The following is a 16,374-nucleotide window of genomic DNA, read 5'->3' on the forward strand; positions in this document are numbered from 1 at the left end:
AAAAGGCGCTTTTGCGAGTCAGAGCGTATGTTTCGCTTGTTGCGGGGAATCCTGCACCACCCGGCAACTCAGGCGCAGCAAATAACCCACGAGGAATATCGCCGCCGCACAGCCCAGGAACAGCAATCGCCCCCACATTGGGTTGGGAATCAGCACCATCAACACCATACCGCCACTCATTAACATCGTGATAAAACCGATCTTTTCGCGTTGCAGTCGATCAAACTCACTCTGCTGAGAGTCTTCCACCACTTCGGTTTCGATGTTCTTGAAGAAGGTTTCAATCTGCTGCTGCTCTTTCGCAGAATATGACGTTTCGCGGTAGAACAATTTGGTGCAGATAAAGAATCCCCCGGTGAGAACCAAATGCGCAACGATGTTAATGATGACGTTGATTTCGCTCAGTTCGCGTTTGGTAAACTCAATTCCCAGCAACTGGCCGAGCGCTTTCGAGGTCAGCACATCCATACACAGCCACGACACAAAGATACCGAAAACCACCGTTCCCCAAGCCGCCCAGCTCGGCGTGCGCTTGATAAACATGCCGAAGAACAGCGGCACAAGTAGCGGAGCCTGAGCAAGTGTTGAAACCGACATCATGAGGTCAAACAAACTCATGCCTTCAAGATGACTGAAGAACAGCGAAACAATAATCACCAGCAAGCCATTCACAATGCAGAACATTTTCCCGGCAAACAGTTCTGCACGGTCACTGATCTTTTTGTTACGGCAAACCACCGGCACCCAGAAGCTGCGCACGAAAATGCCACTGTTACGGTTCAACGCTGGATCCATTGTCGACATGGTGGCGGCAAATAAACCAGCGACCAGTAAACCCACCGTTCCCGCAGGCATTGCACGTTCTACAAAGCTCAAATAAATGGTATCCGAAGCTTTATTTCCAAGTGCGGCATATTGTGCAGTGGCATCTGGATAAAGGCTTGCAGACACCCACGGCGGAATAAACCAAATTAGCGTCCCCACAGCCATTAATATCATGGCAAAGAAAGCTGCCTTTTGGGCATTCTTCGAGTCTTTGGCATTCAGGAAACGGTAAGAATCCTGCATGTTATTTATATTCTGTAATTGTTTAACAATAAAGAATATCACCGAGCCTAATATCACCACACCGTAATTCATATTCGGGCCCATAATAAAGCCAGAAGGGAAATGAGTGATCATATTAACCGGCCCGCCGACATTCACTAATGCAACAATGGCACAGGCAACAGAGATAACCGCAACAATTAATGTCTGCACAAAGTCGGAAGCGACAACACCCCAGGCCCCGCTTAATAATGAGATCATTAATACCACAATGCCGGTTACCCAAATAGTAACCGAAAGATCCCAGCTAAATACGGTACTCACAAATATCGCCAGCGCATTCATCATTACCGCGCCGCTCAGTATACTCAGCGGAATAATCACCCATGTGAAGAAGTGTTCATTCTGTGAACCAAAGCGATGACGAATCACTTCTGTGGCCGTATCAACGCGTACCTGGCGGAAACGTTTAGCAAACCATAACCAGGAAATTCCGTATGCGATGGTATTCCCGAGGAATATGGCTGCCACCATAAAGCCATCGCTAAACGCTTTCCCGGCGGCTCCGGTAAAAGTCCAGGCGCTAAACTGCGTCATAAACGCCGTCGCCCCCACCATCCACCACAACATACGGCCACCGCCACGGAAATAATCACTGGAGGATTTACTGGCCATTTTTTTAAATATAAAACTGATCAACACCATTAAGATGAAATAACCACAAATTACAGCGGTATCATAGATCATAATCGTACCCTTAGGTCAGAGGATTACCAGTTCCAGAGCGTTCCGTCTTCGAGGCGGCTAACAGGAAGATAAGATCTGACATAGGGATAATTCCCCATGGCGGCTTCATCTATATCTATTCCCAAACCTGGTTTGTCAGAAACCAACAACATTCCATCCTTGAGGGGCAATTCATATTTAAAGATATTGTTTACTTCAGGTGTGCCAAAACCAACAAATTCCTGGATACCAAAATTCGGTGCCCAACTATTAAGGTGAAGATGAGCCATTGTTGAAATAGGCGATAAATCCGGTGCGCCGTGCGGTGCCATACGCACATGATAAAGATCGGCGAAGGCACTGAGTTTACGCATTGGTGTTATTCCACCACCGTGGGAAACCGCAGTGCGGATATAATCTATCGATTGCGTTTCAATTAACTCTTTTGCATCCCAGATGGTATTGAATATTTCACCCACTGCCAGCGGCGTCGTAGTGTGCTGGCGAATGATTTGATAACCCGCTGGGTTTTCTGCCGTAACGGTATCTTCTAAAAACAGCAAGTCATACGGCTCGAGCAATTTACCCAGGCGCGCCGCTTCTATTGGCGTCAGACGGCTATGAACATCATGTAATAAATCAATGCCATAACCAAAACGCTCGCGGGCTGCTTTAAATAGCTCCGGGATAAAATTCATATATTTGCGCGTTGACCACGATTGTTCCGGTGGCAATGGGCGATTGCCTTGCAACTCGTAGTAATTTTTCTTCCCTTCCAGCGTGCCGTAAGTGCCTTTGGTAGAAGGAATAGCGCATTGCAGACGGATGGCTTTATAGCCCTGTTCAATATAATTTGCTGCGTTATCCAGCACTTCGTCGATGCTTTCGCCGTTGGCATGAACATACACCGTCACACCCTGGCGGCTTTTCCCGCCCAGCAGTTGCCAGACTGGCAGCCCCGAGTGTTTGCCCAGAATGTCCCACAATGCCATATCGATTGCGCCAATCGCCGTCATCGTCACCGGGCCTTTACGCCAGTACGCACCGCGATAAAGGTACTGCCAGATATCTTCGATATTACGCGGATCTTTGCCGATAAGACACGGAGCAATATGCTCTTCCAGATACGCTGCGACGGCCATTTCCCTGCCATTCAATGTGGCATCACCCACACCATAAATCCCTTCGTCCGTTTCAATCTTTACCGTAACAAAATTCCGTCCAGGCCGGCTCACCAGCACTTTGATGCGTTCGATCTTCATAGCGACTCTCGTAAGGTAGAGAAAAGACAGGGTCAGTAAATTATTCTATTTGTCGTACTATAGTATTTATAAACTGATTATTGTGTGAACAATGTCGTAGTTTTTAAGTTACGGAACGAGGGATTATTTGTTGCTAAATAGTAAATATTAGCGATATTTATGAATGCGCCTGCAGTAAATCCAGCTAACACATTGATTTTATTGGTTGATATTTAAACCAGTTAGAATGCTGAATTTATAATGGCGAGGGGATTTGTGAAGTGTTCTGAATTAATTAGTATGACTAATAGAAATATCCATGCATTATGATGCATAAAAAAAGCCCTTCTGCAGTGCATGAAGGGCTTGGGGATTATTGTGCTTTCTGGGGTCACTCGTGCAAACCGCACTCACGTTTCAAACCAAAGAAACGCGTTTCTTCTTCCGCCATGCCTTCTTCCCACTTACGTGTCGTGTGGGTGTCGCCCACGGAAAGGTAGCCTTGATCCCACAACGGATGGTATTTCAGGCCGTTGGCGGTGAGGTATTGGTAAACCTGGCGGTTGTCCCAGTCGATGATCGGCAGAATTTTGAAGACTTCACGTTGAATCGCCAGCACCGGTAAATTCGCGCGGCTGCCAGATTGCTCGCGGCGCAGGCCAGCGAACCAGGTTTGCCCGTTTAGTTCACGCAGCGCACGGTTCATCGGCTCGACTTTGTTGATGTCATTGTATTTCTCAATGCCTTCAACGCCCTGCTCCCACAGCTTGCCGTAACGCGCTTCCTGCCACGCCGCACTTTCCTTCGCGCTGAACACTTTCAGGTTCAGTTTCAGCTTGTCGGTTAGCTCATCGATAAACTGGTAGGTTTCCGGGAACAGATAACCGGTGTCGGTGAGAATAACCGGGATATCTGGAAACTGTTGAGTGACCAGATGCAGGCTCACCGCCGCCTGAATACCAAAGCTTGAGGAGAGCACAAACTCACCCGGCAGGTTTTCCAGCGACCAAGTTACGCGCTGCTCCGCAGTGAGTTTTTCAAGCTGGCTGTTGACCTCGCCCAGCGCCATGATGCGCTCGACTTTTGGGAGTTCATTCAGCGCTTTTAGATCGAGTACTGACATAGGAGCCTCGCTTTGTTGCTAAATATCATGGTGGACTTGTCCACCCTACAACGGCTTTTCGTAAGTCGGATAAGCGTTAGCGTCATCCGACATTAAATGGCTAGTCCCACAAATCCCGAGCGGGATCCAACACCGGGCGAACAATCCCGGCACGGATGGTGAAATCGCCAAAGCCTTCATCGGCCTCACGCTCTTTCGACCAGCGCCCTACCAGCTCATCAATCGAAGCCAGGATTTCCGGCTCGGTGATGTTTTCACGGTACATACGCGGAATACGCGTGCCGATGCGGTTGCCGCCGATGTGCAGGTTGTAACGCCCAGGCGCTTTCCCCACCAGGCCGATTTCCGCCAGCAACGCGCGGCCACAGCCATTCGGGCAGCCGGTCACACGCGTGACGATGTGTTCATCTGGCACGTGATGTTTTTCCAGCACTTCTTCAACTTTAGTCACAAACTGCGGCAAGAAGCGTTCTGCTTCCGCCATCGCCAGCGGGCAAGTCGGGAATGCCACACACGCCATCGAGTTTTCACGCTGCGGTTTCACCGCGTTCATCAGGCCGCTTTCTTTGGCAATCTTCTCGATTGCGGCCTTCTCGCTGGCCGGAACGCCAGCCACGATCAAGTTCTGGTTGGCAGTCAGGCGGAAATCACCTTTGTGGATCTTCGCGATTTCCATCAGGCCGGTTTTCAGCGGACGATCCGGGTAATCCAGGATACGGCCGTTTTCGATAAACAGCGTCAGATGCCATTTGTCGTCGATGCCTTTTACCCAACCGATGCGATCGCCACGCCCGGTAAATTCATACGGGCGAATCGGCTCGAATGTGATGCCCGCGCGGCGTTCAACTTCCGCTTTGAACACGTCAACGCCGACGCGCTCAAGGGTGTATTTGGTTTTGGCATTTTTACGATCGGTACGGTTGCCCCAGTCGCGTTGTGTGGTGACAACGGCTTCAGCTACCGCCAGCGTATGCTCCAGCGGAATGTAGCCAAACTCGCTGGCGGTGCGGGCGTAAGTCGCTTTGTTGCCGTGTTCGATAGACAAACCACCGCCGACTAATAAGTTGAAGCCCACCAGCTTGCCGTCTTTGGCAATCGCGATGAAGTTCATGTCGTTGGCATGAAGATCGACATCGTTCTGCGGCGGCACCACAACGGTGGTTTTAAACTTACGCGGCAAATACGTTTCACCGAGGATCGGCTCTTCGTCGGTGGTCGCTACTTTCTCTTTATCCCACCAGATCTCCGCGTAAGCACGGGTGCGTGGCAGCAAATGTTCAGAGAGTTTTTTCGCCCATTCATAGGCTTCCTGGTGCAGTTCAGACTCCACCGGGTTGGACGTACACAGCACGTTGCGGTTGACGTCGTTGGCGGTTGCCAGCGCGTCCAGCCCGACTTCATGCAGCATTTCGTGCGCCGGTTTCACGTTCTTTTTCAGAATGCCGTGGAACTGGAAAGTCTGACGGTTAGTCAGGCGAATGCTGCCGTAAATGGTTTTATCTTCGGCGAATTTGTCTATCGCACGCCACTGCTCGGTGGTGATAATCCCGCCCGGAAGACGGCAGCGCAGCATCATGGCGTGGCGCGGTTCGAGCTTTTGCTCAGCACGTTCTGCACGGATATCGCGGTCGTCTTGCTGGTACATACCGTGGAAGCGAATCAGCAGGAAGTTGTCGCCTCGGAAGCCGCCGGTCAGCCCGTCCTGCAAATCTTCTTTGATAGTCCCGCGCAGGAAATTACTTTCGCGTTTCAGGCGCTCGGCATCACTCAATTTGCCTTCGACCACTAATGGTCCTGGGTGTTTTTCGCTCATTAGTAGACATCTCGCTGATAACGGCGCTCAACGCGCAGCTCACTTAAAAATTCATCTGCCGTTTCGAGGTCCATGCCACCGAACTCGGCTACCACTTCCAGTAATGCTTGCTCGACGTCTTTTGCCATGCGATTCGCATCGCCGCAGACGTAAATGTGGGCACCTTCATTAATCCAGTTCCACAGTTCCGCGCCTTTTTCGCGCAGTTTGTCTTGTACGTATATTTTATGTTGCTGGTCGCGAGACCAGGCCAAATCGATGTTGGTCAGCAGGCCGTCTTTGACGTAGCGCTGCCATTCAACCTGATACAGGAAATCATCGGTAAAGTGCGGGTTGCCGAAGAACAGCCAGTTTTTGCCGCTCGCCCCGTCGTTTTCACGCTGCTGCATAAAGGCGCGGAATGGCGCGATACCGGTGCCTGGGCCAATCATGATCACCGGGGTTTCCGGGTTGGCTGGCAGGCGGAAGTTGTCGTTATGTTCAATGAACACGCGCACTTCGCCATCTTCTTCCAGACGGTCGGCCAGGAAGCCCGATGCGCCACCCGTGCGGGCGCGGCCTTCGATGTCATAACGCACCACGCCAACCGTAATGTGCACTTCCGTTTCGGCTTCCGCCTGGGAAGAAGCGATGGAGTACAGGCGCGGCGTCAGCGGGCGCAGTAAATCAATCAGTTGTTCGGCATTTAATTCAGCCGGAGCGTAACGCACCATGTCGACAATCGGTGTGTTCTGGGCAAAGTGTTGCAGCTTGGTTTTATCGCCAACCAAGTCCAGCAGCGCCGCATTGCGCGTGATTTGCGCGTATTTCTCAACGATGTTGGCGGTGTTGATGGTCAGCTCGAAATGCCATTCCAGCGCTTCACTTAACGGCAGCGTTTTGCCATCAACCGTGACGCTTTCGTCACCTTTCAGCCACAGCAGTTCGACCAGTTCTTTGACCAGAGCGGCATCGTTTTGATACCAGACGCCCAGCGCGTCGCCCGGCTGGTAACGCAGGCCGGAATCGCCGAGATCAATTTCAAAATGGCGCACGTCTTTTTCAGAATCGCGACCGGTGATTTTCTGGTTAACCGCAAGCGTCGCCGTGAGCGGCGCTTCTTTGGTGTACGGGCTGGTGAAGACTTCGTTAACCACGCCCGTTGCCGTCACCGCCGCTTGCGCCGGAGTTTCTGCCGGAACGCGAGATTTCAGCACTTCGACAATTTTTGCCCGCCATTGCGTAGCGGCTGGCTGGAACTCAACATCGGTATCGACGCGGTCAAGCAGGCGTTCGCCGCCCAGTTCGGCCAGTTTGGTGTCAAAATCTTTACCGGACTGGCAGAAGAATTCGTAAGAAGTGTCGCCAAGGCTGAATACCGCAAACGCGGTGCCTGCGAGTTTTGGCGCTTTTTTCGAGAACAGGAACTTGTGCAACGCCACGGCTTCTTCAGGCGGCTCGCCCTCGCCTTGTGTGGAAGTCACCACGACCAGCAGTTTTTCCTGGGCAATTTGTTTGAATTTATAGTCGCCCGCGTTAACCAGGTTAACGTTCAGTTTTGCTGCCAGCAAATCGTCACGCAGTTGCTCGCTGACGCGGCGCGCGTTGCCGGTTTGGGATGCAGAAATCAGAGTAATCACCGGCACTTCAGCAGCCGCAGGCTGTGGCGTGGCGACTGCGCCCGGTTGTTGATTAATCATTCCCCAGAAATAGCCGGATAACCAGGCCAGTTGTGTCTGCGAGAAATCCGTTGTCGCCGCCTGGAGGCGTGCCAGTTGCTCCGGGGTAAGCGGCAGCAAAGCGGTCGGTGGAGCCTGAGTTGTCATGCGTTTTGAGTTCCAGTAGCAAAAGGTCCGTTTCAACAATCAACGGTAAAAAGCATTCATAGGTGTAAGGTTAACCATCGGGATAATAACAATTAAAGAAGGGATAGAAATATGAAATAACCAAAATGACTAACCGCTTTTACGGGTAATGGATAACGTAAAAAGTGGTTAACTAACCCACTGAAAGATAACGACTAAAACAACAAAAAATATCAGTAACAAGCCTTTGGGAAAGGTCGCAGGGTATTGTTGATGCGTGAAATAGTCATTTCCTGTACTATGCCGCGGTTATTTTGTATGAAAGAGACTCAATCATGTCCACCACCCTGTTTAAAGATTTTACCTTCGAAGCCGCTCACCACCTGCCGCATGTGCCGGAAGGCCACAAATGCGGTCGCCTGCACGGCCATTCATTTATGGTGCGTCTGGAAATCACCGGCGAGGTTGATCCTTATACCGGCTGGATTATGGATTTTTCAGAGCTGAAAGCGGCGTTTAAACCGACTTATGATCGTCTGGATCATTACTATCTGAATGATATTCCAGGGCTTGAGAATCCAACCAGCGAAGTGCTGGCGAAATGGATTTGGGATGAAATGAAGCCACTTGTGCCGCTGCTAAGCGCGGTGATGGTGAAAGAAACCTGTACCGCCGGTTGCGTGTATAAGGGTTAATTAAGTTTCCCCATTCCCTCTCTTGCCTGAGAGGGAACTAAATCGTTGTGCCCCCCTTCAAATAAATCATTTCTTATCAATGCTATGTTGAGCCATTGCCTCACAAGGTTATCAAAATGGACACAACAGACTTTGATGTTATTGTCGTTGGCGCAGGGATGGCAGGCTCCAGTTGCGCATTGCTTTGCGCGCGCGCCGGGCTTTCAGTTCTGCTGCTGGAACGCGCGACGCAACCCGGCGGCAAAAACCTCTCTGGTGGGCGGCTTTATAGTTACGCCCTGGAAAGTATTATTCCTGACTTTGCACAACACGCCCCGCTAGAACGCGAAGTGATACAGGAAAAAATCTCGCTACTCAGTGGGCACATCGCCACAACATTTGATTATCGCCACCTGCCGTTTTCTCCCGCATCCACTTCCCATACTATTTTGCGCGCACGATTTGATCCCTGGCTTGCACAGCAAGCTGAGCTGGCGGGAGCTGAATGCCTGAACAGCGTGATGGTCGAAGAATTATTGATGGAAGGAGAGACCGTTCGCGGTGTGAAAGTGGGCGGCGAAGTGCTGCGCTGCAAAACAGTGGTATTGGCTGAAGGCGCAAATAGCCTGCTGGCTGAGCGCCACGGGTTAATCCCAAAACCCACGCCGCACGATATGGCGCTGGGGATTAAAGAGGTTTTGACGCTGCCACAAGATGTCATCGACAGCCGCTTTTCTCTTGAAGCAAATGAAGGAACAGCGTGGTTGTTCAGCGGCGAGCTAAGTGAATCACTACCCGCTGGTGGCTTTCTGTATACCAATAAAAACACCCTTTCACTGGGGATTGTTGCCCCGCTTTCTACCATTCAAGCATCAGCCGTCGCTGCCCCACAATTGCTGGAAAACTTTAAACAACATCCTTTGTTGCGCCCGCTGCTCAAGCAGACTGAATTACTTGAGTACGGAGCGCATCTGGTGCCAGAAGGCGGTTTAAAAAGCGTTCCTAAAAACCTTGCGGGAAAAGGCTGGATGATTGTCGGTGACTGCGCCCGTTTTTGCGTGAATACCGCCCTGACTATTCGCGGAATGGACTTAGCGATCCTCTCAGCAAAAGCGGCGGCGCAAACTCTGGCGGTTCAAGCAAGTGCGGGTTCATTGCGTGAGATTTACCACCAACAATTGCACACCAGCACACTTTGGGCAGTGTTAAAACGCTATCAGCATTTGCCTGATTTGTTGCGGACTTCCGCGCTCTTTTCAGCTTATCCACAACTGCTGGCGGAGTTGCAACGCGAGCATTACGAAGTGGGGGAAATTAGCCCTGAATTTCTGAGAAAACGATTGTGGAAACACACGCGAAAGCAAGGAATTGCCAGCGTGCTCACAGACCTTGTAAAAGGTGCCAAAAACATATGAATGCGGATCATAAAGTTGCTAAAAATCACTATCAGCCAGAGGCACAAGCGCACATCATTCCTGCTGCAAACCTTGACCCAGAAACAATGGCGCTGCTGGTGAAATGCTGCCCTGCCGGGTTGTATCACATTATGGGAGACGGCAGCCTGCGGGTCGATGTTCATGGCTGCCTCGAATGCGGAACCTGCCGAATGCTGGTAGATGAGCAGGCGCTAAAACTCTGGCGTTACCCTGCCGCAGATTACGGCATTCATCTACGCTTTGGCTGATTGATTATGGAGAACTTGCTGTGCCCTTAATTCATTTATTAAAACAGAATCCTGTTATTGCGGCGGTCAAAGATCAGGAGAGTTTGCAGCTCGCGTTGCAATCCGACAGCCTGTTTATCTCGGTGTTGTACGGCAACATTTGCACCATCACCGGTATTATTCAGCAGATCAAGAAAGCGAAGAAATACGCTTTTATTCATGTCGATTTGCTGGAAGGCACCTCGAATAAAGAGATTGTGATTAACTTTCTCAAAATGGTGACCGACGCGGACGGGATTATCAGCACTAAAGCATCGATGGTAAAAGCCGCCCGCACGCAGGGTTTCTTCGCCATTCACCGCATGTTCCTGGTGGATTCAATTTCGTTTCACAATATTGATAAACAAGTTGCCCAATCGAACCCGGACTGCGTGGAAATTCTGCCGGGTTGTATGCCAAAAGTGTTGGGTTGGGTGGCGGAGAAAATCAATTTGCCGATTATTGCCGGGGGCCTGGTTTGCGATGGCGAAGATGCAAACGTGGCGCTAAGTGCCGGGGCGCTGGCTATTTCAACCACCAACCGAGGTGTCTGGGAACTGGCAAGTTCACTGCGTTGAATATTCTGCCAGTGCCTCCAGCACTGGCATCATTTCATCAACAATCACCACGTCAGCCTGAGAAAAAATAGCCGCGTTTTCGTCGTTGTTGATAGCCACAATCAGAGTGCTGTCTCGAATCCCTGCGCTGAATGCCGCAGCACCTGAAACACCCGCAACAATGCAAACATCCGGGGAAATCATTGCCCCTGACATCCCGATAAGCCGGTCCATTTCGCACCACGCATTCATCACGACCTGGCGGCTGGCCCCAGTTTCGGCACCCAGTTTTTGCGCCAGCACTTTTACCCGTTCCATATTATGCAAAGTTTCAACGCCTTGCCCCACTGCCAGTACGCATCGGGCGCGCTGGAGTGCCGGGCGGGGAATATCCTCAAGGCGATTTATCTCCAGCAACCACGGCGGAAAATCATTACTTAGTTGCAGCATTTTTTGAGTAGCAGCAGCAGGAAGAGCGCCAGGCCGCGACGAGCGGGAAACGCAAACACACCACGGCTTTTCACCCGCGCTAAAACACCCCACCATCGCGTTACCGTAAATCGGGCGTGAAAACGTGACTTGTTCAGCTGAAATCATCTTTGTTGCGCCACAAAACGCCAGCCCTTGCAGCCGGGATGCGAGGCGCGTCGCAAGTTCCGTTCCGCGCAGGCCGGAGGGAAAGAGTAATAAATCTTGTGGCGCGGTGAGAAAATGAGTTTCCAGGGCGACGAGATTGTTTTCTGCAATCCAGGGAGCCGCCCCTGCCAGCCGCCAGATTTCAAATTCAGGGTCAACCAGTTCAGATTGGTTAATAAAATAACTGATTTCCCCCAACTGGCGTTCGCCCAACTCCCCCTGAGCGGTAATGATTAAAGCTATTTTCATCGCGGTAATCTCTCACGCAGGAAATTTTCATACAGTAATCGGGCTTTCTCTTGAGGAGTTGCACCGTCAATTTTTTGTGCGCGGCGTGAATAGTGCTCGCGGGTTAGCACCACATTTGGCGATGAATTTGCAGCGTGCTTCGCTGCGGCTGCCGTAATAATTGGCGCTTTGCTGGCGGCAAGTTTCTGGCGAATACCGGGTATACGCAGACTGTAGCGCCCATCGTTCATGACGATAAGCACCACCGGTAGCGCCACGCGGCAGCGCAACCGTTCGCCATCCTGAAGCAGTTCGACTTCGAGTTGATGATTGGCAGCGTCCACCACAAAATCCACCACGCCTGCAAGAACAGGCCAATCCAGCCGTTCCGCAAGCAAAAAACCGGTTTGTGCGTTGTTGCCTTCACTGCTCTGGCTGCCTGTTAAAACAAGTGTTTGCGGGTGTTGTTTCACCCATTGAGCCAGCGCGTCTGCCACCTGTTTGGGTGAAAATCGTAAATCGCACGCACTTTGAGGCTCAAGCCGCGCCAAATGGCTAAAACCCAATGCGTTAAGCTGGCGTAAAAACGGCTCACTGTGCGCGCCACCCAGTGTCAGTGCGGCCAGGTTAACAGCCTGCGAATGTGTAAGCTGGCGCAGCGCAAGTTCAGCTGCCACTTGTTCATCCAGCCCTATTTGATAGCGGGCGTAACTGAGATCAAGCGGCCCGGATGTGGCTTCTTGCCATGCCTGTTCCGGCAACATGGAAAGATCAGGTTCCGCTTTAAATGCCAGAAGTATGTTCATTGATTTCCCCCGGTAACTTCTCCTTGTTTCCTGAGGCTGCAACCAGCGTCAGATCCTTAGTTTCTGGTGCCCAAAGTATCGAGACAACCAGCCCGAGCAGCAGAACGCCCGCCAGTATCAGCATTGTGTGTTGCAAGCCCCACGCCGCAAGCGTTAATGGCAGCAGGCCAGTGCTAATCGCTGAACCTAAACGGCTCATGGACGTGGCAAAACCCACGCCGAGGGAGCGAATATCCGTCGGGAAGCTCTCCGCAGGCAACACGCCTACCAGGTTGCTAATGGCGGAAATCGTGGCGGTAAAGGTGATAAACAGCGCGAAAATCAGCGAGGTATTGGTGAGAGACGTGAATGCCAGCGCAATCAGGCAAAGAGAGAGAATGGCAAATCCGTTAATCAACAGACTACGCCGGGAGCAATATTGCGTCAGCACTAAGCCCACTACCGCGCCCACCACCAGCAGAAGATTCAGCAGCAGATTGGCCTGAAGCGAATGCTCGAAACCCACGGTCTGCATGATTGTCGGCAGCCAGGTGTAAATCACAAAATAAGGGATCACGAGGCAGACAAAAAACAGGCTGTTAAACGCCGTGCGCCGCCAGTATCGCGATGAAAATAGCGTGCGTATGTGGCGCGAAGTGGAAACTGCCATTTCGTCGCCCAGCAAGACATTCGGCCCAAGGTGGCGACGCACAATGGCATGAGCTTCCCGGAAACGCCCCTGGCGCATCAACCAGCGTGGTGATTCCGGCGTCCCCCAGCGTAACAGTGTGATGATTGCCGCAGGCAGCGTTGCTGAGGCAAGCAACCAGCGCCAGATGTCAGGGGAAAAATCAGCAAAATAGTGGCCAACGAGATTGGCAATAACATAACCCACGGTCCAGACCACGCTGAACGCGCCCAGCAATGTACCTCGATGACGGCGTGGCGCAAATTCCGCCAGTAAAGTGTGACCAACGGAATAATCACCGCCCAACCCAATCCCCACCAGAACGCGGAGCCAGAAGAGTTGCTGCGCGGTTTCGGCAAAAAATTGTAAAAACGAAGCTAAAGTGATCACGACAAAACTGAAGGTAAATATTTTCTGGCGACCCACAAAATCAGAAACCCATCCCAGCACCAGGCTGCCAAAAAACAGCCCAAATAGCGCCGCGCCGCCGATCATCCCTTCCTCCAGGGTGGTCAACGAGATTTGTGATTTCAAAGAGATAAGTGCAAAACCAATAATACCCAGCACATAGCCGTCAGTGAGATGAGCGCCGAAAGTCAGACCGGCAATGCGACAATGAAAACGGTTGAGCGGCAGATCGTCCATGCGGACTGTTGATGCAGACATAGCAGCTTCCTTCTGACTCACGGCCAGCAGAAGTGCGGCCTCAAACGAGACCGCACAATATCCTATTTTTCAATAGGATAAATCGTTCCTGTATTCATAATGCCATTCGGATCAAATTGTTCTTTCAGTCCTTTGAGAAGCAGATATGCGCTGCCGTGCTCAAGCTTCGTCCATTGGGTACGATGCTTGCCGATGCCGTGGTGATGCACCATCGAACCGCCCTGCCGAATCGTCTCTTCAACGATGATTTTATTAAGCGGATTATGGTACTTATTGATCTCATCTTCCGGCTTGCAGTCCACCACGTTGTAGTCGTACACGAAGTACATATTGGTGCCGTTAATGTAGCTGTGCGATGAGTGACCGCCGAGCATGGTGATGTCGTCTGCATGCGGGAATTCATTGCGGATACGGTCAATAACACGATGGTAAATCTCGTTAATGCAGCTCCAGCTTCCTGAGACTTCGGTGGTAAAGCCCATGTTGCCGGTATTCATAATCTGCACGCGTTCTGCAGCCACTTTTTCCGGCCCCCAGTTCAGGTTATTGAACCAGTTTTCGATCAGTTTACTGTCGACACGTTTGCATTCAGGATAGCGGGCCACAACTTCTTCAATGCCTTGACCCGTGGCTTGCGCCAGGCGTTTGGTGCCTTCGGCCATGAAAATCAGCACACATTTTCCATCGGCAAAATGTGTGAAGTGTTGGGTGCCATCTTCGGCGTCATATAAACGCGCAATCGACGGACGATACCCTTCCACCATCACTTCGCGCAGGATGTTGAAGCCGGTTTTCATGTTGTCGAGAATGTAGCCGTAGAACAGATTATTTTCCGGCATATATTTGAAGATTTTCACTGTGACTTCAGTGATATAGCAAAGCGCACCTTCGTTACCGATGATGATGTGGCGGATATCAGGGCCAGCCGCGCGGCGTGGAACATTTTTGATGCGCGTGATAGTGCCATCCGGCATCACGGCTTCCAGCCCGACCACCATGTCTTCAATCGCGCCGTACAAAGTAGAGAATTGCCCGATGCTACGTGTAGCCACCAGACCGCCCATTTGTGCCAGCGGTTTGGACTGTGGCGAATGCCCGGTAGTGTAACCTTTGGCACGTAGCGCGTTTTCCAGCACTTCAAGCGGTACGCCACACTGCGCGGTGGCCTGCATGTTTTCGATATCCAGGCTGATAATTTTGTTCAGTCCTGAACCATCGAGCACCACCGAATTTCTGACAACAGTTTCTAACCCCCCTTCAGTAGCAGATGCGCCAGTACGCGGCACGCAGTTAATATGGTGCTTATTCAAAAAGGCGAGAACCCGTGAAACCTGCTCGGCGCTGGTTAATTTAACTACCGCAGCGGGAAGCGGCAGCGTAAATACGCCATGGATATCGGCATATTTTCTGAAACGATCGATACTATTTTTTTGCAGCACTTTCTCGTCGGTAATAACCTGCTCAGGGCCAACAATTTCCTGCAAATGTTCAACTATCGCTTCTCGATTTAAAGACATGACTTGACCTTCCTGCAACGTGAATGGAATTATTAAATAATAAAGTTGGGGATATTAAGCTATCTCACTAAATAACCGCCATCGACAACCAACAAATGCCCATTAACATAATCAGATGCACGACTTGCCAAAAATACCATTGCCCCCATTAAGTCCTGAGTTTCACCCCAACGATTTGCCGGAATATGGTCAAGTACGCGTTTATTGGTTTCAGGATTTTTACGAGTTTCAGTGGTGATTTCTGTTGCGTAATAACCTGGGGCAATCCCATTGACCTGAATATTATATTGACCCAACTCATCACAATAGGCTTTGGTAAAACCAGCCAGAGCATGTTTGGTCGCGGAATAAGCCGGTGACCATTGCCCACCTAAATAGGAGAACAAAGAACAGATATTAATTATCTTTCCGGATTTTTGCGGAATCATTAATTTTGCCGCCTCGTAGCTCAGCTCAAATGCCGCAGTCAGGTTGATGTCAATCATCGGGTCCCAGTCTTCGCGCCCGAAGTCCAGCACCTTGTTTAGCTTACAGATCCCGGCGTTGTTAACCACAATATCCACGCGACCAAATCGTTCTTTACAGGCTGCGATAACACGAGCGGGCGCACCTTTTTCAGTAATGTCTACCTGCATAATTTCGACGCTAACACCTTGTTGCTCAATGATTTCCTTTGTCTCGCCGTTATCCAGAATAAAGCTTGGAATAAACACATTCGCACCACCTTTGGCCAGTGCGACAGCAAATGCCTGCCCTAGTCCACTGTTGCCGCCAGTAACAATCGCGGTTTTGCCTTTTAACGAGAAGAAGTCGAGTGAAAATTCATTCAGTAAATTCAGTGACATACATCACCCCATAAGATTAAGGACAAAAAAAATGAGAAAAGCAATCTCCCCCCTGAAGGGAAGCTACTTTTCTCATCGTCTCTAGTAACTGGCTTAAATATTTAACACAGCCGCGAAATCAATTACGTGACTTCTATCACACTCTTTTATTTCCCCCATTACAAAACACGTATCTGTCGTTATTAATTTTAATTCGTGATAATTCTCACACTAAAAGACTAATTGCTGTGATACTAATTTTAGATATTACTAGAGACCCCGAGAAAAGTAATCCGCCCGCAAGGGTTGATTCCTTTTCTCTTTTTTTTGCCTGTAAATAACGCTATCAACGACGAGAAAACA

General features: G+C 50.6%; 14 protein-coding genes. 4 read left to right on the top strand and 10 right to left on the bottom strand.

Annotated features, from left to right (window positions below; genetic code table 11):
- Positions 1–18: 18 nt before the first annotated feature.
- From D6029_RS02040 to cysJ, 5 genes are all read right to left on the bottom strand, one after another.
- On the bottom strand, positions 19–1,794 hold the full coding sequence (locus D6029_RS02040; protein ID WP_120063165.1) for a sodium:solute symporter family transporter: 1,776 nt from the start codon (positions 1,792–1,794) through the stop codon (positions 19–21).
- A gap of 23 nt (positions 1,795–1,817) precedes the next feature.
- Positions 1,818–3,035 (bottom strand): D-mannonate dehydratase ManD, encoded by a 1,218-nt coding sequence (gene manD, locus D6029_RS02045; RefSeq protein WP_120063166.1) that lies wholly within the window; start codon positions 3,033–3,035, stop codon positions 1,818–1,820.
- Between the two features lie 370 nt (positions 3,036–3,405).
- Positions 3,406–4,137, bottom strand: coding sequence for a phosphoadenosine phosphosulfate reductase (gene cysH, locus D6029_RS02050; RefSeq protein ID WP_120063167.1), 732 nt, complete (start codon positions 4,135–4,137; stop codon positions 3,406–3,408).
- A gap of 100 nt (positions 4,138–4,237) precedes the next feature.
- Positions 4,238–5,950, bottom strand: coding sequence for an assimilatory sulfite reductase (NADPH) hemoprotein subunit (gene cysI, locus D6029_RS02055; RefSeq protein WP_120063168.1), 1,713 nt, complete (start codon positions 5,948–5,950; stop codon positions 4,238–4,240).
- Positions 5,950–7,755 (bottom strand): NADPH-dependent assimilatory sulfite reductase flavoprotein subunit, encoded by a 1,806-nt coding sequence (gene cysJ / locus D6029_RS02060; RefSeq protein ID WP_120063169.1) that lies wholly within the window; start codon positions 7,753–7,755, stop codon positions 5,950–5,952. The genes cysI and cysJ overlap by 1 nt, the downstream gene beginning before the upstream one ends.
- Before the next feature lie 311 nt (positions 7,756–8,066).
- Here cysJ and queD point away from each other — a divergent pair, with 311 nt between their 5' ends.
- The 4 genes from queD to D6029_RS02080 all read left to right on the top strand — a co-directional run bounded on the left by queD (position 8,067) and on the right by D6029_RS02080 (position 10,688).
- Positions 8,067–8,429 (top strand): 6-carboxytetrahydropterin synthase QueD, encoded by a 363-nt coding sequence (queD, locus tag D6029_RS02065; RefSeq protein WP_208642658.1) that lies wholly within the window; start codon positions 8,067–8,069, stop codon positions 8,427–8,429.
- Positions 8,430–8,545: 116 nt separating this feature from the next.
- Positions 8,546–9,823 (top strand): FAD-dependent oxidoreductase, encoded by a 1,278-nt coding sequence (locus D6029_RS02070; RefSeq protein ID WP_120063171.1) that lies wholly within the window; start codon positions 8,546–8,548, stop codon positions 9,821–9,823.
- Entirely contained in the window at positions 9,820–10,092 is a 273-nt protein-coding gene (locus tag D6029_RS02075; protein ID WP_120063172.1) for a ferredoxin family protein, read from the top strand. Before D6029_RS02070 ends, D6029_RS02075 begins: the two co-directional genes overlap by 4 nt.
- A gap of 20 nt (positions 10,093–10,112) precedes the next feature.
- Entirely contained in the window at positions 10,113–10,688 is a 576-nt protein-coding gene (locus D6029_RS02080; RefSeq protein WP_120063173.1) for a glycerol-3-phosphate responsive antiterminator, read from the top strand.
- Here the strand turns inward: D6029_RS02080 and D6029_RS02085 are convergent.
- The 5 genes from D6029_RS02085 to D6029_RS02105 form a co-directional block, all read right to left on the bottom strand.
- The gene (locus tag D6029_RS02085) at positions 10,677–11,552 is read right to left on the bottom strand and encodes an electron transfer flavoprotein subunit alpha/FixB family protein (RefSeq protein ID WP_120063174.1); all 876 of its coding nucleotides are present in this window, start codon (positions 11,550–11,552) and stop codon (positions 10,677–10,679) included. The two genes, D6029_RS02080 and D6029_RS02085, sit on opposite strands and share 12 nt — an antisense overlap.
- Positions 11,549–12,337, bottom strand: a complete 789-nt coding sequence (locus tag D6029_RS02090) for an adenine nucleotide alpha hydrolase family protein (RefSeq protein ID WP_120063175.1) — start codon at positions 12,335–12,337, stop codon at positions 11,549–11,551. Before D6029_RS02090 ends, D6029_RS02085 begins: the two co-directional genes overlap by 4 nt.
- Positions 12,315–13,670 carry an MFS transporter gene (locus D6029_RS02095; protein WP_120063176.1) on the bottom strand — a complete coding sequence of 452 codons (1,356 nt, stop codon included), beginning with the start codon at positions 13,668–13,670 and terminating at the stop codon, positions 12,315–12,317. The genes D6029_RS02090 and D6029_RS02095 overlap by 23 nt, the downstream gene beginning before the upstream one ends.
- Before the next feature lie 62 nt (positions 13,671–13,732).
- Positions 13,733–15,187 carry an FAD-binding oxidoreductase gene (locus tag D6029_RS02100; RefSeq protein ID WP_120063177.1) on the bottom strand — a complete coding sequence of 485 codons (1,455 nt, stop codon included), beginning with the start codon at positions 15,185–15,187 and terminating at the stop codon, positions 13,733–13,735.
- A gap of 59 nt (positions 15,188–15,246) precedes the next feature.
- A complete protein-coding gene (locus D6029_RS02105) occupies positions 15,247–16,032 on the bottom strand; it encodes an SDR family oxidoreductase (RefSeq protein ID WP_120063178.1) in 786 nt (261 codons plus the stop codon).
- Between the last annotated feature and the right edge of the window lie 342 nt (positions 16,033–16,374).

Origin of the sequence: Buttiauxella izardii, assembly GCF_003601925.1 — a bacterium.
Lineage (GTDB): Bacteria > Pseudomonadota > Gammaproteobacteria > Enterobacterales > Enterobacteriaceae > Buttiauxella > Buttiauxella izardii.